The organism is Ruegeria sp. CE8, from assembly GCF_056537465.1.
The window spans coordinates 135,015-160,718 of the sequence record NZ_JBQFRP010000008.1; the positions used below are offsets into that span (position 1 = coordinate 135,015).

Annotated in this window: 22 protein-coding genes; 8 read left to right on the forward strand and 14 right to left on the reverse strand. The window is 56.1% G+C overall.

Annotated features, from left to right (window positions below; all coding sequences use genetic code 11):
* Positions 1–9 precede the first annotated feature (9 nt).
* Complete coding sequence (locus tag ACR0AA_RS14410) at positions 10–627, reverse strand: nitroreductase family protein (RefSeq protein ID WP_480664736.1); 618 nt, start codon at positions 625–627, stop codon at positions 10–12.
* Between the two features lie 153 nt (positions 628–780).
* Here ACR0AA_RS14410 and ACR0AA_RS14415 point away from each other — a divergent pair, with 153 nt between their 5' ends.
* Positions 781–1,668, forward strand: a complete 888-nt coding sequence (locus ACR0AA_RS14415) for a LysR family transcriptional regulator (RefSeq protein ID WP_480664735.1) — start codon at positions 781–783, stop codon at positions 1,666–1,668.
* A 5-nt stretch (positions 1,669–1,673) separates the two neighbouring features.
* Here ACR0AA_RS14415 and ACR0AA_RS14420 read toward each other — a convergent pair whose 3' ends face one another.
* Complete coding sequence (locus ACR0AA_RS14420; RefSeq protein ID WP_480756302.1) at positions 1,674–2,621, reverse strand: tyrosine-protein phosphatase; 948 nt, start codon at positions 2,619–2,621, stop codon at positions 1,674–1,676.
* A 180-nt stretch (positions 2,622–2,801) separates the two neighbouring features.
* Here ACR0AA_RS14420 and ACR0AA_RS14425 point away from each other — a divergent pair, with 180 nt between their 5' ends.
* The gene (locus ACR0AA_RS14425) at positions 2,802–3,008 is read left to right on the forward strand and encodes a LysR family transcriptional regulator (RefSeq protein ID WP_480664733.1); all 207 of its coding nucleotides are present in this window, start codon (positions 2,802–2,804) and stop codon (positions 3,006–3,008) included.
* A 127-nt stretch (positions 3,009–3,135) separates the two neighbouring features.
* Positions 3,136–3,543 (forward strand): substrate-binding domain-containing protein, encoded by a 408-nt coding sequence (locus ACR0AA_RS14430; protein ID WP_480756335.1) that lies wholly within the window; start codon positions 3,136–3,138, stop codon positions 3,541–3,543.
* A 275-nt stretch (positions 3,544–3,818) separates the two neighbouring features.
* On the opposite strand, the gene ACR0AA_RS14435 is transcribed toward ACR0AA_RS14430, so the two are convergent.
* The 5 genes from ACR0AA_RS14435 to cyoA are packed head-to-tail and all read right to left on the reverse strand — an operon-like array spanning position 3,819 to position 8,654.
* Complete coding sequence (locus tag ACR0AA_RS14435) at positions 3,819–4,538, reverse strand: SURF1 family protein (RefSeq protein ID WP_480756303.1); 720 nt, start codon at positions 4,536–4,538, stop codon at positions 3,819–3,821.
* On the reverse strand, positions 4,535–4,891 hold the full coding sequence (gene cyoD / locus ACR0AA_RS14440; RefSeq protein WP_480664731.1) for a cytochrome o ubiquinol oxidase subunit IV: 357 nt from the start codon (positions 4,889–4,891) through the stop codon (positions 4,535–4,537). Before cyoD ends, ACR0AA_RS14435 begins: the two co-directional genes overlap by 4 nt.
* Entirely contained in the window at positions 4,888–5,526 is a 639-nt protein-coding gene (gene cyoC, locus ACR0AA_RS14445) for a cytochrome o ubiquinol oxidase subunit III (RefSeq protein WP_480664730.1), read from the reverse strand. Before cyoC ends, cyoD begins: the two co-directional genes overlap by 4 nt.
* Positions 5,526–7,559 carry a cytochrome o ubiquinol oxidase subunit I gene (gene cyoB, locus ACR0AA_RS14450; protein ID WP_480756304.1) on the reverse strand — a complete coding sequence of 678 codons (2,034 nt, stop codon included), beginning with the start codon at positions 7,557–7,559 and terminating at the stop codon, positions 5,526–5,528. The genes cyoC and cyoB overlap by 1 nt, the downstream gene beginning before the upstream one ends.
* Positions 7,560–7,592: 33 nt before the next feature.
* Positions 7,593–8,654 carry a ubiquinol oxidase subunit II gene (gene cyoA, locus ACR0AA_RS14455; protein ID WP_480756305.1) on the reverse strand — a complete coding sequence of 354 codons (1,062 nt, stop codon included), beginning with the start codon at positions 8,652–8,654 and terminating at the stop codon, positions 7,593–7,595.
* A gap of 199 nt (positions 8,655–8,853) precedes the next feature.
* Here cyoA and ACR0AA_RS14460 point away from each other — a divergent pair, with 199 nt between their 5' ends.
* The gene (locus ACR0AA_RS14460) at positions 8,854–10,125 is read left to right on the forward strand and encodes an MFS transporter (RefSeq protein WP_480756306.1); all 1,272 of its coding nucleotides are present in this window, start codon (positions 8,854–8,856) and stop codon (positions 10,123–10,125) included.
* Between the two features lie 107 nt (positions 10,126–10,232).
* Here ACR0AA_RS14460 and ACR0AA_RS14465 read toward each other — a convergent pair whose 3' ends face one another.
* Both ACR0AA_RS14465 and ACR0AA_RS14470 read right to left on the reverse strand, forming a co-directional pair.
* Positions 10,233–13,025: a bifunctional aconitate hydratase 2/2-methylisocitrate dehydratase gene (locus ACR0AA_RS14465; protein ID WP_480756307.1), complete on the reverse strand. Its 2,793-nt coding sequence runs from the start codon at positions 13,023–13,025 to the stop codon at positions 10,233–10,235.
* A 452-nt stretch (positions 13,026–13,477) separates the two neighbouring features.
* Positions 13,478–13,675, reverse strand: a complete 198-nt coding sequence (locus ACR0AA_RS14470) for a hypothetical protein (protein ID WP_480664725.1) — start codon at positions 13,673–13,675, stop codon at positions 13,478–13,480.
* A gap of 242 nt (positions 13,676–13,917) precedes the next feature.
* On the opposite strand from ACR0AA_RS14470, the gene ACR0AA_RS14475 reads away from it, so the two are divergent.
* Positions 13,918–15,162, forward strand: a complete 1,245-nt coding sequence (locus ACR0AA_RS14475; RefSeq protein WP_480664724.1) for a B12-binding domain-containing radical SAM protein — start codon at positions 13,918–13,920, stop codon at positions 15,160–15,162.
* A 90-nt stretch (positions 15,163–15,252) separates the two neighbouring features.
* Here the strand turns inward: ACR0AA_RS14475 and ACR0AA_RS14480 are convergent, their stop codons facing one another.
* The 3 genes from ACR0AA_RS14480 to ACR0AA_RS14490 form a co-directional block, all read right to left on the reverse strand.
* Positions 15,253–15,609, reverse strand: a complete 357-nt coding sequence (locus ACR0AA_RS14480; RefSeq protein WP_480664723.1) for a hypothetical protein — start codon at positions 15,607–15,609, stop codon at positions 15,253–15,255.
* A 316-nt stretch (positions 15,610–15,925) separates the two neighbouring features.
* A complete protein-coding gene (locus tag ACR0AA_RS14485; protein ID WP_480756308.1) occupies positions 15,926–18,067 on the reverse strand; it encodes a 3-hydroxyacyl-CoA dehydrogenase NAD-binding domain-containing protein in 2,142 nt (713 codons plus the stop codon).
* Between the two features lie 15 nt (positions 18,068–18,082).
* Positions 18,083–19,291 (reverse strand): acetyl-CoA C-acetyltransferase, encoded by a 1,209-nt coding sequence (locus ACR0AA_RS14490; protein ID WP_480756309.1) that lies wholly within the window; start codon positions 19,289–19,291, stop codon positions 18,083–18,085.
* A gap of 97 nt (positions 19,292–19,388) precedes the next feature.
* Here ACR0AA_RS14490 and ACR0AA_RS14495 point away from each other — a divergent pair, with 97 nt between their 5' ends.
* Complete coding sequence (locus tag ACR0AA_RS14495) at positions 19,389–20,384, forward strand: AraC family transcriptional regulator (RefSeq protein WP_480756310.1); 996 nt, start codon at positions 19,389–19,391, stop codon at positions 20,382–20,384.
* Positions 20,385–20,393: 9 nt separating this feature from the next.
* Here ACR0AA_RS14495 and ACR0AA_RS14500 read toward each other — a convergent pair whose 3' ends face one another.
* Together ACR0AA_RS14500 and ACR0AA_RS14505 are read right to left on the reverse strand one after the other, a co-directional pair.
* A complete protein-coding gene (locus tag ACR0AA_RS14500) occupies positions 20,394–21,551 on the reverse strand; it encodes an acyl-CoA dehydrogenase family protein (RefSeq protein ID WP_480756311.1) in 1,158 nt (385 codons plus the stop codon).
* Positions 21,548–22,186 (reverse strand): TetR/AcrR family transcriptional regulator, encoded by a 639-nt coding sequence (locus ACR0AA_RS14505; protein ID WP_480756312.1) that lies wholly within the window; start codon positions 22,184–22,186, stop codon positions 21,548–21,550. Before ACR0AA_RS14505 ends, ACR0AA_RS14500 begins: the two co-directional genes overlap by 4 nt.
* Positions 22,187–22,299: 113 nt before the next feature.
* On the opposite strand from ACR0AA_RS14505, the gene ACR0AA_RS14510 reads away from it, so the two are divergent.
* The gene (locus tag ACR0AA_RS14510; protein ID WP_480664717.1) at positions 22,300–24,084 is read left to right on the forward strand and encodes an acyclic terpene utilization AtuA family protein; all 1,785 of its coding nucleotides are present in this window, start codon (positions 22,300–22,302) and stop codon (positions 24,082–24,084) included.
* Positions 24,084–25,703, forward strand: a complete 1,620-nt coding sequence (locus tag ACR0AA_RS14515) for an acyl-CoA carboxylase subunit beta (RefSeq protein ID WP_480664716.1) — start codon at positions 24,084–24,086, stop codon at positions 25,701–25,703. Before ACR0AA_RS14510 ends, ACR0AA_RS14515 begins: the two co-directional genes overlap by 1 nt.
* Position 25,704 lies beyond the last annotated feature (1 nt).

A 25,704-nucleotide genomic window follows, 5' to 3' on the forward strand; every position in this document is an offset into this window, starting at 1 on the left:
CGCAGCCTCCTATTCTGCAGCTATTGTATTGAGACGATCTGGAAACGCGCCTGAGAAGGAAATCTGATCCAGTGGCATCCGGCCGCTCGGAACCTCTCGTAACCGCAACGCGTCCGGCAGGCGGGCTGTGTCCGATTGGCGACCGATGGTTATCCCGATTTCCAGCCGAAAGCGATCTGGCAAATTCAACACCTTCGGCGCGGCGCTAAACTCAAGGCCTGCCATTGCATGGGCGGCGTAGCCAAAGGCTGTGGCCTGTAATGCAATCTGCATCCACGCAGCGCCCGCATCGAAGCTGTTATAGCCGGACATCGCGTCGGGCCGATCCTGATCGCCGGGCATCACGGTGTCCGAAATCAAAAATATCAGCGCGGATGCGTCTTTTGCCCATTGCTGATTGAACGGATCGAGGAGGGAACAAAAATCCGACCAGTGACCGTCCTCGCGAAGGGCGTAAAGAAACCGCCACGGTTGCACGTTGTAGGCGGATGGCGCCCACCGCCCTGCCTCCAGAATAGTCAGAAGATCGGACTTTGGTATCGTCGAGGCATCATAAGCGCGCGGGGACCAGCGCGACAGAAAAAGCGGTTCGATCGGGTGATCCGGGGTTCTTGCGGTATGCTGCATGTAGGGCTCTCCAATCCGTAGATTTCGGTTTGATTTCGGCGCGTGAGCTGCGATGAACGGCCACGCTTGCGTCATGGCTTTGAGATACGCTCATGTCTTTCAGTGGAGAATACGGGGATTGGTAAAAAGATAATTCACTGATAGTGAATAAAAATGAACCAAATGACCGCACTGACTGTTTTTCGCACTGTCGTTGAGCACGGCAGCTTTGCAGCCGCGTCGCGCAAACTGGGGCTTTCTCCGGCGGCGATCAGTAAAAATGTCAGCGAGTTAGAGGCGCACCTGTCCACTCAGTTGATCAATCGCACGACACGCCGAATGAACCTGACTGAAGCTGGCGCGGTGTATTTCGAGCGTGTGGTCCGGATTCTGGACGACTTGAAAGAGGCCGATGGCTCGATCCAGGCCAACCAAAGCAAACCATCCGGACTGATGCGCGTCAGTGCTCCAATGACCGTGACGCTGGTCAGCCTGTCTGAAGCTATCCCAAGGTTTCTGGACCGCTATCCAGATCTGTCACTGGATCTCAATCTTGATGACCGCAGGGTCAACCTAATCGAAGAGGGGTTCGACATAGTCCTGCGCGGCAGCGACAGCCTGGAAGATTCAAATCTGATCGCACGGAAACTACTAACGATGGAGCATGTGCTTTGCGCATCGCCCTTGTACTTTGAAAGGCATGGGTTTCCGCAACAGCCCGGCGATCTGGTGCAACACGATTGCATCCAATTCACCCTGTCCGGGCATGCAAAGAAATGGTCTTTCAGCATAGGCAATCGGACCGAGACGGTCCCGGTCAAAGGCCGCTATCAAGTTTCTTCCAGCCTGGCGGTTCGTGATGCTTTGCGAGCGGGTTTCGGACTCAGCCTCATCCCGCGCATGTATGTGGCAGACGACTTGGCATCGGGGCGGCTTTGTGTTGCGCTCGACGACTGGACGCCAAATGAAACGGCGCTCTATGCCGTCTATCCTTCGCGGCGTTATGTTGACCCCAAAGTCCGCGTATTTCTAGACTTTCTGGTTGGAGAGCTGCGCGGCTGAAACAATTAGGCAAAAAAATCTGCCGGTACGCCCGTTAAAAGGGCATCCCGGCAGATCGCCGACGAAAGTGGTAGTCTGCCGTTGGTGTTTTGACTGAGCGGTCTAAAGGCGGCTTTGAGGTGCCTGGTTCTAGACCAGCAGGTTCTCCTTGATCGCATCGACTTCGTGATCGCTGATGCCAAGAATGTCTCGCCTGTAGGTTTCGAACGAGCCGTATTTGTCTGTGATGATCCGCAGCGATGCTTCGATCTGTTCGGGGTGCGCACCAAATGCTGGGCGCAGCGATTGAGGGCCTTGCCTAACCAGTTTTCCAGTTCCACGAATGTATAAACATTCGTGGATAGGTAGTCCCGCACTACGTCTTCTTTCGAATAGCCGAGTGTCAGGAGGGTGACGGCGGCCATGAACCCGGTCCGGTCTTTGCCGCCAGCACAGTGAAACAGCAGCGGAAAATCGTTGCTGTCGGTCAGCAGATGCAGAAACCGGGACACTTGCGGATCGAACTTTGTCGCAAAATCCTGATCGCAGTTGATCCTTGTCTGGTTCAGATCGACATCATGGTCTTCAAGCAACTTGTCGAATTCTTCGAACTTGCCATCGACCCACATCGGACGGATTTGCGCAGCAACTTCAAGAGGCATGATCTTCTCGATATCGGCGGGATTCGAGCCAATCGGCAAGTTGACGTCGAAGTCTACCGAGTCAATGCGCAAATTGGGGTGCGTCTCTAGCTCGTCATGGGATCGGAGGTCGACAATCGTTTCAAGGCCCAGTGCGTTCAGGTCGGTAACCGCTGTCTCAGACAGATCATAGAGTTGATCCGAACGAAACAAGATGCCGGGTTTGATCCGGCCGCCTGGCGTAGTCACTTGTCTGTAGTTTTTGAGACTTTCAATAGGATGCGAAACCGGGGGCTCGTCACATTGGCTAGGCAGATCAATGGCCAGCGACATGTCCCAAGCCTCCGTCTGGGCCGTCACAGCGCTTGAAGCTATCGGACTCACTACAAAAGCGAGCACAAGTGGGCAAACGGCTTTCAACCGGGCACTCCGGGGTGTGCGGGATGGTTGACTGGGAGCGCTTTGATCAGATGGAGCGTCGGTATAGAAAGCTAATCTCCATCCGATTTTCAGATGGTGCTCGTGCCGGATATCGATCAGTTGAAGACGTTCGTGGCAGCCGTCGAATGCGGTTCCTTTTCGGCGGCAGCGCGGAAATTGGGTAGGACACAATCTGGATCAGCACCACGATATCGAACATGGAAATCGACCTTGATGCGTTTCTCTTTGACCGCAGCGCGTATCGGCCTGTCCCGACCGAGCAAGCGAAAGCTCTCTTGAAACATGCTAGGGCGGTCCTTGAGAGCGAGGGTGTATTTCGCGCGCAGGCCGAAGCATTCAGCGGTTCGGTTAAACCCAGTTCGCACTGTTTGTTGAGGAAGGGCTGTAGGTCGAGCGACTTTGCAAGCTGTTCGTCGACCTGTCCGAGACGTTTTCGGGACTTGAACTGACTATCGAAAAAACATCGAAGAAATCCGCATTGAAGGCGTTGAAAACCGGCGAGGCGGACGCCGCTTTTGTGGTGCAGGCAGAAGCTTCGGATCCGGGCTATCATTGTCGAGGAATAGGGTTCCAAAGTTGTGTGCCCGTTTGCACTTCGGGTCATCCCTTCGCGAAAAACACGTCGCTCAGCCGGATGGATTTGACGCACCATCGTCAAATCGTTGGGCCGAATGACCGGCATTTTGGTCCGAACATCTGGATCTCCGCCAGTTCTGCGGCAAGGAAAACGATGGTCCTGAACGGCATGGGGTGGGCAGAGCAGCCGGCGGATACCGTTCAAAGCGAAGTGCGGGGGGGGGCGAGCTTGCGGTGATGAACTACGAATTTGCCCAAAACTCAATCATTTACCCTGTCGATTTTCTAACCAGCAACGCGTCTGTGGAGGGTTCGGTGATGAGATGGATGGTCGAACAGATCAGCGCATGGGATCAGCGGGCTTGGATCGGTGATCGCCGGGTGGGTGCAAAGTAGCCTTTTGGTGCTGGGAACGTGTGTCATGTCAGTCTGAACTGCGTGCCACGTTCCCATTTGCGCCCGCAAAAGCAGGCAAATGTCTGTTTCGAAAGTGACGTCAGCACGGAAACTGAGTTAGGGCACGTTAGGATTTTTGCGCCGGGTGCTGCGAATGACATAAACAAGCGCGCCGGCGAACAATGCGGCCATAGCGTACCAAGTCAACGCATAGGACAGGTGCAAATTGTTAAAGCGGATCACCGTCAGGCCGCCACGCGGCCAGGTTCCTGGAGCGCCTTGATGGTCTGCATCCACGAAAAAGGGCAAGGTGGTGCCGAGATCCCGGGCGCGCGACATTTCGCGGGTGTCCCGTGAAACCCAGCGATCGATTGCCGGATCATTGCTCTCGAGCAGCGTTCCGCCTTCGACGGTCGGGCGTAGCAAACCGTTCACTGGGGTTGCCGGTTCGGCCCAATGTTCCAGTGTACTAAAATCTGGCGGGACGTAGCCCCGGTTAACCCAAAGAATGCCCTGATCCGTATGCAGTGGCATCATGACCCAATAGCCGGGCCCGATCTCCGTTACGGCCTTGACCAGAACAACCGAGTCCTCTTGAAACTTACCTTCTACGGACACGCGCAAATAGGCATGCTTGTCTGCGTCAAAGCTGTCAGGCAAACCAACCGGGTCCTGAAATACCCTTGCATCAACGGCGGCGATCAGGTCCTGCTTCCATGCCAGCCGCCTGATCTGCCAATTGCCTAACAGGACAAATACGACAATCATTACCGCCGACAGCGCCAGCAACAGTGCCGTAACCCATCCGGGCCGCCGGACGGTGGTTTGATCGCTCATGGCAGGTTGCGAACCCGCTCAATCTGTTCATGTGCGGGCATCATATTGGCATCCAAGTTGAACATGACCCAAATTGATCCGGCCAGCACAATCACCAGAAGCAGAACGGTAAGACCAAGCGACATTGCCTGCCAGCCTTCCTCGGCTTTCAGCGTGACGTGCAGGAAATAGTGGATGTGAACCAGCATTTGCATCGCACCCATCATGAAGATGATTGCAACTGCCCAACCCGCACTGTCCATCACGTCGCCCAGCACAATCCAGAACGGGATCAGCGTCAGAACGACCGAAAGCAGGAAGCCGATGACATAGGATTTGAAGGTGCCGCCAACCCCTTTTGCGTGATCGCTCATAGCAGAACCCCCGTCAGGTAGACCAAGGAAAAGACACCGATCCAGATCAGATCAAGGAAGTGCCAGAAGAGGGACAGGCACATAACCCTTCGCCTGTTCTCGGGCGTCAGACCGTGCAGCCCGAGTTGCGAGAGAAGGACGATCAGCCAGATGCTGCCGCCCAGAACGTGCAAACCGTGCGTGCCGACGAGAATAAAGAATGACGACAGGAAGGCGCTGGCCATCGGTGTCGCGCCGATATGCCAGAGGTGGGTGAATTCCAGAAGTTCCAGATACAGGAACCCGGCCCCGAACAACCCGGTAACGATCAACCACAGCACTGTACCGCGCAGGTCATCCATCTCCATCCGTAGAACTGCGAACCCGTAAGTGATCGATGAGAACAGCAGTGCGAAAGTCGCCACCAAAATCATCTCGATATCGAACAAGTCGACAGGGGCTGGACCGGCCGCATAGTTACGGCCCAGAACGGCGTAAGTTGCGAAGAGGATGCCAAATATCAGGCAATCGCTCATCAGATAGATCCAGAACCCAAGCATGGTTCCGTTTTCGTGATGCTCTTCGTGATCTTCCCCGTGATGGGGCTCTTCGATGACGAAGAACTCTTTCGGCTGATCCGTACTTGTATCCGTCATTATTCCGCAGCCCCCGCCAGCAGTTGTGTCCGCTGGTCTTCGATACCCTTCACTTCATCTGCCGGGACATAGTAGTCGCGGTCGTAGTTGAACGTATGGCCGATGCCATAGACCAGTGTCGCAGCGAAACTGACCGCAGCCAGCCACCAGATATGCCAGATCAGAGCAAAGCCCATGACGGTCAGGAACCCGGCCATGACGATGCCCGTAGCCGTATAGCGCGGCATGTGGATCGGAACGAAACCATCGGTGGGGCGCACAAACCCTTCGCGCTTCATCTGGGTGAAGGCGTCCAGCTCATAAACACGCGGCGTGAAAGCGAAGTTATAGTAAGGCGGCGGTGAAGAGGTCGACCATTCCAGCGTACGTCCATTCCACGGATCGCCCGTGACATCGCGCAGCGCATCACGATTGCGGATCGAGACATAAATCTGCACCAGGAACGCCGCGATACCTGCAGCGACGAACAACGCGCCAACCAGAGCGATCACGAAATAGACCGAATAGAAGGTTGTTTCGAACTGACTGATACGGCGGGTCACGCCCATCAGGCCCAGAACGTACAATGGCATGAAGGCCAAGTAGAACCCGATCAGCCAGCACCAGAAGCTGACCTTGCCCCAGAATGGCTCCAGCTTGAAGCCGAACGCCTTGGGCCACCAATAGATGATGCCTGCAAAGATGCCGAACACCACACCGCCGATGATCACATTGTGGAAATGCGCGATCAGGAACAGCGAGTTGTGCAGCACATAGTCTGCCGGGGGCACAGCCAGCAGAACGCCGGTCATACCGCCGATCACGAATGTCAGCATAAAGCCCATGACCCACAGCATCGGGGTCTCGAACCGGATGCGTCCCTTATACATGGTGAACAGCCAGTTGAAGATTTTAGCCCCGGTCGGGATCGAGATGATCATCGTGGTGATACCAAAGAAGGCGTTCACGTTGGCACCGGCTCCCATGGTGAAAAAATGGTGCAGCCAGACGATATAGCTGAGCACCATGATCACGCAGGTCGCGTAAACCATCGAGGTATAGCCAAACAGTCGCTTACCGGTGAATGTAGGCACGATTTCCGAGAAGATACCAAAGATGGGCAGGATCAGAATGTAGACTTCGGGGTGACCCCAAATCCAGATGAGGTTTACATACATCATCGGATTGCCGCCCAGATCATTGGTAAAGAAATGGGTGCCCAGATAGCGGTCCGCCGTCAGAAGTGCCAACGTTGCGGCCAATACCGGGAACGTTACGACGATCAGGATGTTGGTGCACAGCGTCGTCCAGACGAACACCGGCATCTTCATCAGTGTCATGCCCGGCGCGCGCATCTTGATGATCGTCACCACAAGGTTGATGCCCGACAGAGTTGTCCCGACCCCGGCAATGTTCAGCGACCAGAGGTAATAGTCCATGCCGACGCTCGGACTGTATTCGAGCCCCGAGAAAGGCGCATAGGCCAGCCAGCCCGCAGTCGAGAACTCACCCACAAACAGCGATAGCATAATCAGCACGGCGCCCGAGATGGTCAGCCAAAGGCTAAGATTGTTCAGGAACGGAAAGGCCACATCCCGCGCGCCGATCTGCAGCGGCATGACGTAGTTCATGAAGCCGGTGACAAAGGGCATCGCCACGAAAAAGATCATGATCACGCCATGGGCGGTGAAGATCTGGTCATAGTGGTGAGCGTTCAGATAGCCCTCACCGCCACTGGCGGCGATAGCCTGATGACCCCGCATCAGCAGCGCATCTGCAAAGCCACGCAGCAACATGATCAGACCCAGAACCATGTACATGATCCCGATCTTCTTATGGTCGATGCTGGTGAACCATTCCTTCCAGAGATAGCCCCAGAGGCGGTAGTAGGTCAGCGCTCCGACCACAGCCAGACCGCCAAGCACGACAACGATGAACGTGACCAGCACGATCGGCTCATAGAAGGGAAACACGTCCCAAGACAGTTTGCCCCAGAATGGGTCCACGCCCGAGACATTGGCGATACCGTCAGCGACTTCGTGAGATAGCGACATAGCGTTATCTTTCCAGTTCTTATTCGGTTCAGGTCAGTTCGCGGCCGCCGGAGGAACCAGCGTCATCGCAGTGATAATTTCGTCTTTGCGGATGCGCATTTCAGGACGGATCATCGTCATCAGCGCACCGGGATCATCGGCCGAGCAGATGCCACGGAACATTTCGCGATTCCAAAGCCCCTCAAGGCCACCACCGCCCAACGCATCCACCATCATCATGTCGTTGAGGCAAAGCGAGTCGTCCTCGATACACAGGTTGACGATTTTGTCCCAAAGCCCGGTTTCAACCGAATTGTAGTAAGTCACCGGGTGGGAAATGCTGGGTTGGTTCAGGCTGGCAAGCGTTTCGCGATCCAGCTCAGAACCCTGCGTGCGCACCTGCTCGACCCAGGTATCAAAGTCCGCCTGATCCTTGCCGTGGAATTTGAAACGCATCTGCGAAAAGCCTTCGCCGCTGTAATTGGCCGAAAAACCGTTATAGATACCGGGCTCGTTGATCACCGCATTCAACTCGGTCTGCATGCCGGACATGGCATAGATCTGCCCCGCCAAGGCTGGCACGAAGAACGAATTCATAACAGTGGTCGAGGTGATTTCGAACCTGATCGGCCGATCCACGATCGCCACAACTTCGTTGACGGTCGCGATGCCTTCTTCCGGGTAGATGAACAGCCATTTCCAGTCCATCGCCGAAACCTGAATCACCATGGGTTCGACATTTGGATCGATTTCTTGTCCATCTGAAACACGTCGTAACGGCTCGAACGGGTCCAGCCTGTGAGTGGCAACATATGTCAGGCCCGCAAGACAGATGATAATCGCCAGAGGAACGGACCAGATGATAATCTCGAGGCTGGTCGAATGATCCCAATCTGGTTCGTAAGTCGCGTCCTTGTTCGACTCGCGGTATTTCCAGGCAAAGAAAGCCGTTAGCGCCATGACCGGGATGATCACTATCAGCATCAGGACGGTTGAATACAAAATCAGATCGGCCTGCTGAACGGCAACGTCGCCAGACGGATTGAGGACAACCAGGTCGCACCCTGCCAGTGCGATTAGCGACAACAATGCTGCCGCGGGAAATGCGCGCTTCATATTTTTGCGTCTCTTGGATCGGTTTTGGATGGAAGAGTTGCTATGCTGGCGAGACATTCCATGAACCTCTGCTTGCGTGGCCTCTTGTGCTGTTTTCAGTCTCGTGGTGCAATGCGACAAATGATGACCCACAGACTTACCTTTGGCTTGACGCTCCGGAAACGATGGGTATCCCGAACGGTCGAGACAGGAGTATATCATGACCAGCGTTGATAACACACCGCGCTACACAGCCACGATTGACGAAGTGATCACGACTGTCGTTATGGCGCGAGTCACTGATTTTTTTGGGTTTTTTGTATACGCCATCGCATCGGCCCTGGTTTTTCCCAAGTTATTCTTCCCGATGCTTGACCCGTTGTCGGGTACATTGGCGTCTTTTGCGATCTTTTCTCTGGCGTTCCTGGCGCGCCCCGTGGCCAGTCTTGCCGGGCGCACATTACAGTATAAAATCGGCCGGGTCGGAAAGGTCACGCTGGCGCTATTTCTGCTTGGAACATCGACCGTGGCGATCGGATTATTGCCCGGGTACGAGAAAATCGGCTGGCTTGCACCGGTGTTTTTGGCGGTTCTGCGCATCCTGCAGGGTCTGGGACTGGGTGGGGCCTGGGACGGATTGACGCTGCAGTTGCAAAACGCCGCACCCGAGCATCGCAAGGGCATTTATGCAATGGTTCCCCAATTGGGTGGCCCCATCGGATTTGTCGTCGCCGCGTCGATCTTTTTCGTACTCAAGGGCTTTCTGACGGACGAAGAGTTCCTGAAGTGGGGTTGGAGGTTCGCGTTCTTTGCCGTCATGGCGGTCAATGTCGTGTCTCTGTACGCTCGGGTGCGCTTGCTGAACTCCGATCTGGGGGTCGACCCGGAAGTCACAAAATCCGCGCCCCTAAAAGAGCTGGTTCAAAATGAGGGCAGAACGATCCTCCTTTGCGCATTCCTGCCGCTGGCAAGCTATGCGCTGTTCCACATGGTCACCGTGTTCCCGCTTGCCTTTGCGGCCATTTACGAAAGATACGAAATCCCCGAAGTTCTGGCCGTTCAGCTCATTGGGGGTACTCTTGCTATTCTGACGGTAATAGCATCGGGCGTGTTGGCGGACCGCTACAATCGGCGGACTGTGATCCGAGTCAGTTCAATCCTGATCGTGGTTTTGAGCCTGATGATCGGAACCATGGCGCATTTCCCCTACGCCTTCATTATCTCAGGCTTCTTGGTGTTGGGCCTTGCATATGGACAAGCAAGCGCAATCGTTCCCAAGCGCTTTCCGGCGCAGTATCGCTACTCTGGGTCTGCGATGGCAACAAATCTGTCGTGGATTTTCGGCGCGGCCTTCGCGCCGCTTGTCGGCATCGGGCTTAGCGCTGCGTTCGGTCTTTGGGCGGCGGGTTTGTATCTGCTTTCCGGTGCCGTGGTCACGTTTGCAGCCCTGCATCTGCTGAACAAAGAAGACACACCCAAATTTGAAAACTAACGAAACTACTTGGGAGTTAGGGTCGGGGAAACGGGCACAGCGGCATCCACCCTCAGATGCATTAAGTTATACGGGCGCGGTAAATGACTACCGCGCCCGTATAAGTTTTAGAAATGGACCGAGCGGCTGGTCCCGGGAACCTCCATCGGCGGCGCGAATTTGGTCAGGTCGATGCCTTCGACTGCTACCTTGTACTCTTCCAGCGTCGGGGTGCGTCCAAGGATCGCCGACAAGACAACAACCGGGGTCGAGCCCAGCAGGGATTCACCCTTTTTCGTTTCACTGTCCGCGACTACCCGGCCTTGGAACAGGCGGGTGGACGTGGCCAGAACGGTGTCGCCTTTAGCGGCTTTTTCCTGGTTACCCATGCAAAGGTTGCAGCCCGGACGTTCAAGATAGAGAATGTTCTCGTACTCGGTCCGTGCGGTTTGCTTCGGGAAAAGGTCATCGAATTCAAAGCCCGAGTATTTCTGCAGAATGGCCCAGTCGCCTTCTTCTTTGAGCTCATCAACGATGTTGTAGGTCGGCGCGGCAACCACAAGCGGAGCCTTGAATTCGACCTTGCCGTATTCCACTTCAAGGTTACGCAACATCTGGGCCACGATCTTGATGTCGCCCTTGTGCACCATGCACGAGCCGACAAAACCCAGATCCACCTTCTTTTCTGCACCGTAGTAAGAGATCGGGCGGATCGTGTCATGCGTATAGCGCTTGGAGACGTCCGCGTTGTTGACGTCCGGGTCAGCGATCATGGGTTCGACGATCTGGTCCAGATCCACAACAACCTCGGCAAAGTATTTGGCGTTGTCATCCGGACGCAGAGCCGGTTTTTCGCCCGAGCGAATTTCGGCAATACGCTTGTCGGCAATGTCGATCAGGCCTTTCAGCATCTGAACGTCGTTATCCATGCCTTTGTCGATCATGATCTGGATACGCGACTTGGCGATTTCCAAGGATTCAATGAGCGTGTCGTCGTTGGAGATACAGATCGAGGCCTTGGCCTTCATTTCCGCCGTCCAGTCGGTGAAGGTAAAGGCTTGGTCCGCCAGCAGCGTGCCGATATGCACTTCGATAATCCGGCCCTGGAACACGTTGTCGCCGTGCTGCGCCAGCATCTGCGCTTGCGTCGCGTGTACCACGTCACGGAAATCCATGTGTGGTGCCATTTCGCCCTTGAAAGTCACTTTGACGGATTCCGGGATCGGCATTGTTGCTTCGCCCGTGGCCAGTGCCAGCGCAACCGTGCCCGAGTCAGCGCCGAATGCTACGCCCTTGGACATACGCGTGTGGCTGTCGCCTCCAATGATGATGGCCCAATCGTCCACGGTGATGTCATTCAGCACTTTGTGAATGACGTCCGTCATCGAGTGGTACACGCCTTTGGGATCACGTGCCGTGATCAGGCCGAACTTATGCATGAACGCCATTAGGCGGGGCGTATTGGCCTGTGCCTTCTGATCCCAAACCGACGCCGTGTGACAGCCGGACTGATACGCGCCGTCCACGCTGGGTGACAGAACTGTGGCCGCCATAGCTTCAAGCTCTTGGCTGGTCATCAGGCCAGTTGTGTCCTGCGAACCTACGATGTTGACTTTGACCCGCACATCCGAACCGGCATGCAGAGTTTTGCCCGGTGTAGTGCCGCGTGCATTTGCGTTGAAGATCTTTTCAACCGCGGTCAGGCCCTGGCCTTCGTGGCTGATCTCTTTCGACGGGGCGAAGGCAGATTTGAGCTCTACGCCCAGAGTCTCGCACGCGAATGTCTGCAGCTTCTTGCCAAAGACAATGGCGTAAGAACCACCGGCCTTCATGAATTCCATCTTCTGCGGCGTGAACGATCCCGCCATGTCGACCAGTTCTTCACTGCCATCTGCACTGTAGAGCTTTTTCTCTTTTGTGTTGATGGTCAGCACAGTGCCGGTTTCGACCGAGTAGCGCTGTTCGAGGATCGGGTTGCCGTCGTTGTTGAGGATCGGATTGCCGTTCTCGTCTACTTTCTTGACCCAGTTTTTAAGGTCGACACCGATACCGCCGGTCACACCTACAGTTGTCAGGAAGATCGGCGAAATGCCGTTTGTGCCTGCGACAACAGGCGCGAAATTCACGAACGGCACATAGGGGCTGGCCTGTTTGCCGGTCCAAAGCGCCACGTTGTTGACACCCGACATCCGCGACGAGCCAACACCCATGGTGCCTTTTTCTGCGATCAACATCACGCGCTTGTCGGGGTGCTGTATCTTGAGCGCTTCGATCTCTTTCTGCGCCGCCTCAGAAATCATGCACTTGCCGTGCAGTTCACGATCCGAGCGCGAGTGCGCCTGATTGCCCGGTGACAAAAGGTCGGTGGAAATGTCGCCTTCAGCCGCAATATAGGTGACGACTTTGATTTCCTCGTCCAGATCAGGCAGCTTAGTGAAGAACTCGGCGTTGGAATAGCTTTCAAGGATATCGGCGGCAATTTTGTTGCCCGCCTTGTAAGCTTCTTTCAGGCGCTCGGTATCAGCTTCATACAGGAATACCTGTGTTTTCAGGACGTCGCCCGCCTGGGTCGCAATATCCTGATCTTCCCCCAATGCGACATCAAGCAGCACTTCCACCGATGGGCCGCCCTTCATGTGCGAAAGCAGTTCGAATGCGAAAGCTGGAGTGATTTCTTCAACGTCCACGTCGCCGACAATAATGGCCTTCAGGAACTGAGCCTTTTCACCCGCAGCGCTGGTTGTGCCGGGCAGCGTGTTGTAAATGAGGTAGTGCAGCGAATCCACGCGATGCGGATGATCAGCATCCTTGATTTGTTCGATGATTTCATTGACTAGCGCACCATCATCGATGGGTTTCGGGCTAAGACCTTGTTTTTTACGCGCTTCAATTTCATCCAAGTAGTCTGAATACTGGCTCATGGCTGTTTCCGCTTTGTCTGAGTCTTCTGATGTGGGTAAGCGTCGGGCATCAGGCTCGATCGCGATTTGTATACACCGGTATACATTCTTGGGGGCGGTTTCAAGATGTCGCGCTTCGAATTTTCCCAGTTTCGCGGGGCATGGGCCATCCACCGCCGTCTTGCATGCCGCCCGGGTGTCGTCTGGGTGACCCTTCGTCACAGTCCTGTAGAATCAGGCCGCGGACTTGGTTAGGGGAGTGATTGGCACACCACGGCTCGATCTATGTCTTAGGCAAGTTGCTGTAGAGGCACCTGAAAAGGTCGGCGCTCGTTCGGGAGCCCACCCGGTAACTTTGCCCGTTACAGCAAACGACAGATTTCACGGGCTGCGCCACGCTGACCAGCCGCTGAATGGCGCATTTCGGGCCCGCGCCAATTGCCAAAACAAAACGCGGTGGCCGGCCATCAATGTCAGTAGAGCAGCGAATAGGTGGTGGGAGACGTCGCCAGAATTACCAGCGCGATCACAAGCCACACCAGCACGCATATCCAGTATGTCCCCGGGTTTTCCGCGCGTGTGACCCGCTCCCACAGGTAAGTAGAGCCGAAAACCAGATCCCTGATGGCCCACAATAGTAAGCCGAGACCGATGAAAAGCCAGATGTCCATTATGTCCTCAATTGGCGAGTCGTTCGATGATAATTTGTCATAAATGATAAGCCATTAAGTTGACATAGCCTGAAGTGATGAAACTCAGACCAATCCGTGTGCAAAAAATTTTTGATGGCTTCATTGAAACACGCTGCCTCAATGTTTATTGTCAAAAATGACAAACAATAGTCTTGCCGGACGAACACTGATTGGCAAAATGGCGCCAACGGCGAGATGCCATCCACTCTGAGGAGCAGCACATGAAACTCTGTCTAATCAAAGCATCGGCCGAAAGTGATTTCAAAGCCTACAAATCCGTCAGGGGCGGCCCGCCGCAAAGCATTTTCTCGGCAGCGGCGGCTACGCCGGATTGGGTGGATGTTCTGCTGTTCGATGAAGTGCTCAGAAAATGCGATCCGCGGCGTATTCATGCCGACGTCGCGGTCATCTTTTTCTCGACCCCGGATGCAAATCGCGGATACGAAATTGCCCGGGTCTTGAAGGCCAAGGGCGTCCAGGTGGCCATCGGAGGATTGCACGCGACGTTTTTGCCGGAAGAGGCCAAGGACTATGCGGACGCGGTGATAACCGGAGAGTGCGAAAACATCTGGGAAGATTTTCTGGCAGATGCTGATCGGGGACAGCTTAAACCGAGATATACCGGCACGCCTGCGGATTTGAGTAAACTCAACCCGTATCCGACACACCTGATCAAAGCCAAGGATTATCGCTGGGAGTGGTCAGTGTTGGTGAGCAGGGGGTGCAAACATAATTGCAGTTTCTGCCTGATCCCCGGGATGCTGGGAAAAACCCGGTACCGTCCCATTCCTGACATCGTGGCCGAGCTTGAAGCGATGCAAACGGACTGGGTCGAACTGCACGCTGACCACCTGACCGAAGACCGCGACTATGCGCTCGAACTGTTCCGCGCTATCGAACCTTTGGGCATCAGTTGGGTCGGCGAAACGACGATCCGCATCGCAGACGATGAGGAATTACTGGATGCGGCGGCCCGGTCAGGCTGCAAGTATCTGTTGATCGGGATCGAAACTGTCGACAAGGCGGCGTTGAAACGGGCAGGAAAGGGCTTTGTCAAACCTGAGAACCTGAAAGACCAGATTGCTCGTATCCACGAAAGAGGGATCATCGTCGACAGTGCGGCTATCCTTGGGTTCGATGAACACAGCCCGGATATTTTTGCCAGAACTGCCGACCTCTACCATGAGACCGGAGTGGATAGTACCGCAGCGGCCATCGCCATCCCGTTCCCTGGATCCCGGATGTACAAGCAACTTGAGGCCGAGGGCCGGTTGCTATCGGACAATTGGAGCGATTACGACGGAGCGCACGCAGTGTTCCAGCCGAAACAGATGACCCCCGAGCGACTGGAACGCGGCGCGGATGAATTCAACCGCAGGTTTTTTTCCGTCGGGCGCTGCATGTCCCGAACCGTGCGCCAAATTGGCCATTTCGGACTTTCAACCGCCATGCGGATCCAGTCCTGACGCGCCGCTGCGCTTACCTTGCGAACTTAAGGTAAAAGAGGGAGCGGCCGCATTTTTCAAAGTACGCGCCGCTCCTGTATGTTCCGGCCGTCAGGCGAAGACCTTGTGCTCGCGGCTCAGCATGCAATTGACCAGCACTTGGCGACGGGCTCCCTCGTCTTCATAATACCCTTCCGCGGCACCCAGTGCGCCCCTGATGGCTGCGCCGGTGAGACCACCCTCGGCTGCGTTTCCGGCGGAACTGGTCAGGTTGCCGATCAGGGCGCCAAATACTGCTTCCGCGCCGATACTTCCCGCTTGTTTGCCGGGATTGAAATTTGCGGCCAGCGCCCGGCACTCGGTTTCATCCTGCGCAATATTCCCGTTTCGGGTGCCGTCGACAGCAAGTGGTTTGTTGAATGAGTAACTGCCACATGCGGAAAGGCCCAACATACAAACTAATGCCATTACTTCATTTTTAGGTCTTCGTATTCCTACGGGTGCCGGATTTGTGCGCCCAACGTATACTCGCGTCGCGAGACCCAGGAGTTATGAAGCCAATGAATTTTTGGCACTGAAGGAAATTTAGACAACGTAAAGGCAACGGACCGAGATTAGAGATGGTAATTTACTCAGGGTCCTTCGTGCTTGATCGAGGGAAAACTCAGACACCCGAAGAGCGGGAGATCGAATCTGCTGCAAAAAAGAAGTTTCCTTAACAACTTGTGGCCAAAGGCCAAGTGGCAAGAGCAAAGACGCACTCTTGCCGCAATGCAATCTGGTTTTAGCGGAACTCTTGTTGGTCTGCCGCGTGTTTCTTGAGAATTTCAGGTGGTGCAAAGCGATCGCCGTACAAACTGGCAAGTTCGTCACAGCGGGAAACAAACCTGTCCAGGCCGTATGTGTTTACGAACTGAATGTATCCACCGGTGTAAACAGGGGCGCCGATACCCAGAATTGAGCCTACGTTGCCGTCTGCGACCGACCGAAGAACGCCCTCTTCCAGACAGCGCAGAGTCTCCAGAATGGCGCGGAACATGATGCGGTCCTGAATGTCCTGATCCGGCAGATCAGATCCTTCCTTGCGCCAGGCGGCCAGACCGGACCAGATTTCCTTGCCATCGGCGGTGTAGTCATAAAACCCTTTGCCTGTTGCCCGGCCAAGACGGTCATGCTCGGTGATCAGATCGCGCACCAACTTGCGGGCTTCGGGTGTCACCTCATCCGCAGGGTCCTGCAATCCCATCTGCACCTGCGTGTTGTAGATGTCATCGACGAGTTTCAGTTGCACTTCATCCAACAGCGACAGCATCCCCGTCGGCATTCCCGTCAAGCGTGACAGGTTGTCCACGCGCAGTGGGTCCTGACCTTCCGCCACGAGCTGCGCAGCCTCCAGCATCTTTGTTCCTATCGTGCGTGAGGTGTAGAACCCGGTTTTGTCACCGACGATGATCGGCGTCTTCTTGATCTGACGGGCAAAGTCAAAGGCCCGCGCCAGAGTCTCGTCCGAGGTTTCATCGCCTGCGATGATCTCTAGCAGCGGCATCTTGTCGACTGGAGAGAAGAAGTGCAGGCCGACAAAGTTCTCGGGCTTGGCGGACTTTTCTGCCAGTCGGGTAATAGGCAGAGTCGAGGTATTCGAGCCCCAAAAGCCGCCCTCCGCCAGCAAATCTTGGTGCTCAGCCAGTACCGCGTTCTTGACGTCGATCTTTTCAAAGACCGCCTCGATAATCAGGTCGCAGCCCTTGATGTCTTCGCCCTTGTCGGTTGGGGTGATCAGGGCCAGCACGGCGTCGCGTTGCTCAGCTGTCATGCGGCCCTTTTCGACACGCTTGGTCAACAGCTTTTCGGTATAGGCTTTGCCGCGTTCCGCGGCTGCCAGCGTCGTGTCCTTGAGAACAACCGGAATACCCGCCATAGCTGCTGAATAGGTGATGCCCTGGCCCATCATTCCAGCACCCAGAATACCCAAACGCTCGACTTTCGAGCGTGGGATGTCTTTGGGGCGAGACGCGCCGCCATTCACTTTGTTCATGCCAAAGAACAAAGTTTCGATCATGTTCTTGGTGGGTGCCATTGGTGCCAGAGACGCAAAACGGCGGCTTTCATAGCGCTGCGCGGTGTCGAAATCGACGCGTCCTGCGGCTTCGGTCATAATGTCCAAAATCCGAGTTGGCGCGGGCATCAACCCTTTGGTCTTTTTGAACAGCATCGCCGCTGCGCCCGCGATGCGCGGCGCGTTTTTGGGCGAATTCGAAGGGCCACCGGGGATTTTGTAATCTTTGGTGTCCCACGGCTGCACTGATGCCGTTTGGACATCCTGAATTGACAGAATGTATTCCCGCGCGCGTTCCAGCAGTTGGTCAGGGGCCACGACCTCATGGATTAGCCCCGCAGCCAATGCTTTGGAGGGTGAGACCTGACGCCCTTCCAGCAGGAAAGGCATGGCTGCCTCCAGTCCCAGCAGCCAAGTGAGACGTACCGTACCGCCGCCACCGGGTAGCAGGCCCAGTGTGACCTCGGGCAGACCGATCTTGGTTTTCGGGTTCTCAGAAGCGATGCGGTAATTGCAGGCCAGGCAGAGTTCATACCCACCGCCAAGCGCTGCGCCGTTGATGGCGGCGACAACGGGAACCTGCAGCGTCTCGAGACGCCGCATGACGGCTTTGGTCCCCTCGACGTTTTCGAACAGTTTTTCGACACCGTCCGGGGCGATGGATTTCAGCATATTCAGGTCGCCGCCGGCAAAGAAAGTTTCCTTCGCCGACGTCCAGATAACCCCTTTTAGGTCCACTTCGGTTTCGATCCTGTCCACGGCTTCTAGGAACTGGGGCAAAAAGGCGTCGTTCATCGCATTCACTGGACCGTCCATGTCCATGGTGACTATAACGATGCCGTTGGCGTCTTTTTCATATGCAAATGCCATAGGTCTGGTCCTTTCTTACACGCGCTCGATCAGGGTCGAGATGCCCATGCCGCCGCCGATACACAGCGACAGCATGGCGCGCTTGGCATCTCGCCGTTCCAGTTCGTCCAGCATTGTCGAAACCAACATCGCGCCGGTCGCGCCCAGCGGGTGGCCCATCGCGATTGAGCCGCCGTTGACATTGGTGATCTCGTGGTCGATGCCCAGATCTTTCATGTAGCGCATGGCGACCGACGCGAAGGCTTCGTTGATTTCCCAGAGGTCGACGTCATTCACGGTCAGACCGGCCTTATCCAGGCATTTCTTGGCAGCCGGCCCGGGACCGGCCAGCATGATGACGGGATCAGTGGAAACCATCGTCGCCTGTACGATGCGTCCGCGCGGCGTCAATCCCAGATCTTTACCTGCCTGTTCCGATCCGATCAGAACCGCTGCGGATCCGTCCACGATACCCGAAGAGTTGCCGGGCGTGTGCACGTGATTAATGCGCGCCACCTCTGGGTATTTCGACAATGCCATGTCGTCAAAGCCATAGCTTCCCATAGCTGCGAAGGACGGGTTCAACGCGCCGAGCTTTTGCATATCCGTCTCGGGTTTGATGAAGTCATCGCGCTCCAGAATGGTCAGGCCACCTTCGTCGCGAACCGGTACCACGGACTTGTCGAACCAGCCGCTGTTACGGGCATGAGCGGCGCGACGCTGGCTTTCCATTGCGAAGGCGTCCACATCCTCGCGAGTGTATCCGTCTATCGTGGCAATCAGATCGGCGCCGATACCTTGCGGCACCGCGCGTTGATCCATGATCATGTCCGGATCCAGATACATGGCACCGCCGGATGATCCCATCGGCACGCGGCTCATTGACTCAACGCCCCCTGCAACCATCAGATCCTCTTGCCCGGCGATGATCTTGGCGGCGGCGGTGTTGACCGCCTCAAGCCCCGATCCGCAGAACCGATCCAATTGGACACCAGACACCGACTCGTCCCAATGCGCGGCCTGTACGGCACCCTTCGCGATGTCGCTGCCCTGATCGCCAACCGGGGAAACACATCCCAAAACCACATCGGCTACGCGTGCGGTATCCAGATCGTGGCGGCTTTGCATCTCGCGCAAAAGTCCGGCGGCCAGTTGGACGGGTTTGACTTCGTGCAGCGTTCCGTTGGCCTTTCCCCGAGAGCGTGGGGTGCGAATGGCATCGTAGATATAGGCGGCGTTCGCCATTGGATCCTCCAAAGTCGATTTGAGGCGCAGAGTGACAGGGCGGCTAATGCGCAACAATGATCTGGCGGAACAAAAAAATAGACATTATCTGACGCTCATGGCGGTTCTCATCCCGGCGGTCTTTGCCGTCAATCTTCTGCAGGGTGTGACACGGCGTGGAGGTGATCCCGCGTCCATGCTCCGGCACGCCGGGTTGGAGAACGCGACCCGCCCAATGTCTCATCCGGACTTCGTCAAACTGGTCCGAACGGTGACCCTGACGCTTGATGATGAACTGGGCGGTTTGCAGGAGCGACCCCAACGGATTGGAAGCACCGCAATATTAGCCGCTTACGCCAGCCACGCGGAAACCTTAGGGGACGCTTATCGCCGAACGGTTCAGTTCATGGACGTTGCGGACAATTCCTTTCGCTACCGGTTCCGAGAAGAGGGCGAGAGCGTCATATTCGAAATGGAGCGGATCCCTGGGCGCGTCGTGCTTAACGAACTTGCGGTTGAGATGATCATGGTGCTCGTAAATCGCATGCTCAGCTGGCTGGCCGGAAACAAAGGGGCGGTCAACCGGGTCTGGTTTGACTATCCCAGCCCGGCCCATGCGCCAATCTATCGGGCGATGTTCATGCAGGCACCGATCCGGTTCGAGCAGTCCAGCAGTGGCGTTGCAATCCCGCGCAGCCTGATGAAGCTGCCCCTTGTGCGCACGGAAGAACAGGCCATGGCATATGCCCGTCGCACTCCGCTGGACGCCTTTCTGCCGATGGATGGAGCTATCGGCCTCGCGCTTGAAGCTGCTCTTGCCATCGACACTGTCCTGACACGGGAAGGGCGGCTTGCAGATATGGACGAAGTCGGTCGTAGTCTGAACATGCCCAGCCACAGGTTGCGTCGCAGCCTAAAGCGGGAAGGGGTGGATTACTCGGACCTGCGCAAGCAAGTTCGGCGGGATCTGGCCGTGCGTTTGCTGACAACAACCGATCTGTCTATCGAGGACATCGCGGCCCGATCCGGGTTTAGCGAGGCCAGTTCCTTCATTCGCGCCTTCAGAGGATGGACCGGTCTGACGCCCCGAGCGTACCGCGCTTCGGATCTGTAAGGCCTGCCGCTATTGGCCCGTCAGGTCCATCTGGCGCACGGCCAAATCGCGCATGATCTCTTCTGATCCACCGCCAATCGCCATGATTTTGATCTCGCGCCAGACCCGCTCAACGGGGTTGCCCAGCATATAAGCCGCACCGCCAAAAACCTGCATCGCCTCAGAAGCGACAAACTCCAGCGACTTGGTGGCTTGCACCTTGGCCTTGGCAAGCTCTGCCACGGGCATCAGGCCCTGTTCAATCGTCCAGCAAATCCGTTCGATATAGGCCTCGTTCATGTCTATCCGCGCGGACATTTCCGCAAATTTGTGACCGATAACCTGGTGCTCAATCAGCCGTTTTCCAAAGGTCTCGCGTTCGCGCGCCCACTCAAGCGCGCTGTCGTAACACAGTTTCATCATGCCCAGAGAGGCAGACGTCAGCCCCAGCCGTTCAAAATTGAAATTGTTCATGATCGCGATAAAGCCTTTGTTTTCTGGCCCCAGAAGCGCGTCCGCATCAAGTTCGCAATCGTCGAAATGCAATGTCGCCTGCTGCGAACTATGCCAGCCCATTTTGCCACCCAGCGGTGTGCGGCTGAACCCGGGCGCATCGAACGGAACCAAAAACAGCGAGATCCCGGTCAGCCCCGGGCCGCCGGTGCGAGCCCCAATCACAAACCACTCGGCATCCATCCCCCCGGTGATATAGGTTTTTTCACCATTCAGAATCCACTTCCCGCCCTTGAAATCGGCGCGGGTTTTGATGTTGGCAACATCCGACCCCGCTCCGGGCTCAGTGATGCCAAGGGCCGACATCATCCGTCCTGCGATGATCTCAGGCAGAACCGTTTTTTTGAACTCTTCCGAGGCGAATTTTGCGATCGGGCTGATTGAAATCGTGCGCCCTCCGACAGCCGCGCCGATCCCGGACGCCCCGCACCCGAACAGTAATTCGCTGTAATCATGTCGCATGAAAGCGTTGTCGAATCCCAAACCGCCGTAATCTTCGTCAATTCCAAAGCCAAAAACGCCAAATTCGGCGATCTTGGCGTGCAATTCCCATGGAACTCGGCGATTAGCCTCCCACTGTTCAATGTTTGGCTTGATTTCGGAATCGACAAAACGCCCAAAGTCTCGGCGAAATGCTTCGCGCTCGGGGGTCATGAAAGGGGATGGCATTGTCATTCGACTTCCTCAATCTCGGCTTTTTCGTGGGGAAGAACCTGAAGCTGGCTTTCCATCATTCGAGCAAACCGATCCATCATTTGCGTGAGGTATTCGGGCGACGAAACGAACTTCTCGTGCAATAGGAGGCCGCGTAAGAAATTTCGGGTGATGCTCCAAAGCAGATCGGTGTCTTCGCGGTCACCGGTGACGCTGATATAGCGGCTGGAGATCAGGTTCAGGTTGGATTTGTCCCAATCCCGTAAGCTCTGTTCGAGCAGCTCGAACAACTCCGCATCGGTTCGACACGCGACAAGGATTTCAACGATGGCTCGCCCGCCCGAGGAGTTTACGATGCCGGTCCATGAGGACATGATCAGCTCATAGACCCGAGGTGTCGTAGTATCCTGCCATATTGGGTTCTGCGCGTTGCCCAAAAGGCGCATCGCAGTCGCGGCGACCAGCGCCTGCTTGGTCGGGAAATGATGGGTGATAGCCCCACGCGAGATGTTTGCCTTAGCCTGAACCTTGGCGAATGTAGTTTCTGCATAGCCAAGCTGATCCAGGCAAGCGACCGCAGCGTTGCAGATTCTGGCCTGCATATCCCGCGATCGCTGATCCTGCACCGATTGCTTATTGGTTGTTGTATCCGTCATGTTCCGTGGCGTCGTAGTGGCAGATCACTGTTGACCGATGTGATCGACAAATCATAAAAACAGAACAGTCGGTCTGTAAAGTGCGGATGGCCGACAGGGAGGAGGGACGTAGCGTGACGCATTCTCTGCGGATCGGAGGAGCAAGCGGGTTTTGGGGGGATGCCCCTCACGCCACTAAGCAATTGCTGCGCGATCCGGGACTAGATGTTCTGGTTTATGACTACCTGGCAGAAATCACCATGTCGATCATGGCGCGCGCGCGTCTGAAAGATCCCCAAATGGGCTATGCGGTGGACTTCGTTTCGGAAGTCATGGCGCAGAACTTGCCTCAGATTGCCGAGCAAGGCGTTAGAGTTTTGTCGAATGCGGGGGGCGTAAATCCAGCAGCGTGCGCCGAAGCCGTGCGAACAAAAATCTCAGAACTCGGTCTGAACCTGAAGGTAGCGGTTGTTGAAGGCGACGATTTGTTGCCGCGGGTATCCGAGTTCGCCAACCGAACCGAGATGTTTTCCGGAGCACCGATGCCTGCGGTTGAAAAAATCGCGTCCATAAATGCTTATATCGGAGCCGGTCCTATCGTGGCCGCACTGCAGGCCGGGGCCGACATTGTCATCACAGGGCGATGTGTGGACAGCGCGCTGACTTTGGCGGCTTGCATGCATCATTTCGGTTGGGGGCATGACGACCATGATCTACTGGCGGCTGGGTCGTTGGCAGGCCATTTGCTCGAATGCGGTCCCCAGGCGACTGGTGGTAACTTCACCGACTGGGATCTGGCAGGCGATATTGCTCGGATCGGGTATCCAATTGCCGAGATCAAAGCAGATGGCTCAATGGTCATGGCCAAACCAGAAGGTACGACTGGCTGCGTGACCCCCGCATCTGTCTGCGAGCAAATGCTTTATGAGATTGGTGATCCACAGGCTTATATATTGCCGGATGTAATCTGTGATTTTTCACACGTCGCAATAGAGCAGGTTGCACCAGACCGTGTGCACGTAGCGGGCGCCAATGGTCGTGCGCCAACCGGGCAACTCAAGGTGTCAGCCACATGGGCGGACGGGTATCGTGCAGGAATGACGTTTCTGATGAACGGGCGGGATGCCCGACAAAAGGCAGAAGTTTTTGCCCAAGCTGCACTGGATCGCGCCCGCAGTTTCCTGCACCAAATGGGCGCTCCGGACTATCGCGATGTCTCCTTCGAGGCGTTCGGAGGGCGACCCGGCGACGGTGATTATGAAGAGATTTCCTTCAAGGCAGCCGTGAAACACGACGACGCCCGTGCGGTTGGGTTGTTTCTGCGGGAAATGACCGGAACGGCATTGGCGGCGCCTCCGGGCCTACACATCTTCACGGGTGGAGGGCGCCCAAAGCCTTCGCCGGTTGTTGCCCTATTTTCGTTTTTGTTGCCGAACGACACGCTCACCTACAGATTAACGGTGGATGGGCAAGTGGTTGCTTACGATCTTCCAGATGTGACGCCGCAGGAACCGGCGCAAGTCAGGCATGATGTTCCTGAACCGACCGTTGAAAAAGCAGCCGAATGGGTCACCCGTCCGCTGGAGGATTTGGCGTGGGCGCGATCCGGTGACAAAGGTGACAAGGTGAACGTGGGCGTTATTGCCCGGCACGCAGCCTATTTGCCCTTTATCTGGTCTGCGTTGACGGACGACATACTGGCCGATGTATTTTCTGATTACCTGTCCGGGGGTGTTGAGCGGTTCTACGTGCCCGGGACACACTCCATGAACATCCTTCTGCACGACGTTCTGGGCGGTGGCGGCATCGCCTCTTTGCGCAATGACGCGCAAGGCAAAAGCTTTGCCCAGATCCTTTTGGCTACGCCAATCAGAATTCCGGCGCGGCTTAGCGCAAATTCCGAGCAAGGAGATACCTGATGGGTTTCGTCAGCAAGGTCGTCCGCGACTCTGAATCCTACGCCAAGAACCGGGCCGACATGCTGGCGCTCATCGATGAGATGCGCGCGCTTGAGGCCAGACCCGTCGCCCTCTCGGAACAACGGCGCGAGCGGATGGAAGCCCGTGGTCAAATCACTCCGCGCGACCGCCTTGCACATTTGCTGGACCCCGGAATGCCGTTTTTGCAACTGCACGGGTTGGCGGGCTACTGCGTTGATATTGACGACCCTAAGAAGTCGGTGCCAGGCGCATCACTCATTATAGGTATTGGGTTCATTTCAGGCGTGCGCTGCATGATCATCGTCGATGACGCAGGGATCAAAGCCGGGGCAATGGTCGAGATGTCGGGCGTGGCATTCCTGAGCGCGCAGGATATGGCATTGAAACAAAACCTGCCATTTGTGCATTTGGTCGAAAGCGCTGGCGCTAACCTGATGGAGTACAAGGTCGAATTCTGGGCCAATGGCGGTAAATTGTTCCGCAATCTGGCCCGACACTCGGCCGCTGGTCTGCCCAACGTCGCTGTGTTGCACGGGCCTTCTACAGCAGGTGGGGCGTATATGCCGGGGCTCGCCGACTACGTGGTAGGCGTAAAGCAAAACGGGATGGCGGCCTTAGCCGGTGCGGCTTTGGTCCATGCGGCTACGGGCGAAAAGGCCAATGATCGCGATCTTGGCGGGTCCGAGATGCACGCCACAAAGTCCGGCCTGGTCGAGTATCTGGCCGAAGACGACGCGCATGGCATTGAAATGGCACGAGGTGTGATGGCGCGGCTGGATTGGAACAAATCCCTACCAACGCGCCGCCGCAAAGAGGTGCAACCGCCGAAACTCGATCCCGAAGAGATCGCGGGTGTGGTTCCGACTGACTACCGAATTCCCTACGATGTTCGGGAAGTTGTGGCGCGTATTGTGGATGGGTCGGAATTTGAGGATTTCAAGCCGGGATACGGACCGGCGACGGTCTGCATGCAGGCGGCAGTCAATGGGATTTCTGTCGGTATTATTGGTAACAATGGCCCGTTGGACCCGGCCGGTGCCAACAAGGCGTCCCAATTCATCCAGCTTTGCGGTCAGTCTGACACTCCGCTGATATTCCTGAACAATATCACCGGGTTCATGGTCGGCACCCAATATGAACAGGGCGGCATGATCAAGCATGGTGCCAAGATGATTCAGGCCGTGACCTCGGTCGATGTGCCCAAGATCACGCTCTATATCGGTGCCAGTTTCGGGGCGGGCAACTATGGGATGTGCGGCTATGCCTACGACCCGGATTTCTTGTTCGCATGGCCGAACGCCGCGACTGGTGTGATGGGGGGCGAACAGGCGGCGGGAACAATGGAAATGGTCGCCCGAACCGGCTTCCAGCGTAAAGGGATCGAACCTGACGAGAGCAAGCTGGCAGCACAAAAGGCGGCGATCACGGCGCATTTCAACAAACAAGAGAGCGCGTTCTATACCTCGGGCCGGTGCATCGACCACGGCGTCATCGATCCGCGTGACACGCGGCGCGTGCTGGGCTTTTGTCTGGAAACCTGCCTTGAAGGGCGGGCGCGAACAGTCAAACCCAGCGTGTACGGCGTCCACAGGTTCTGAT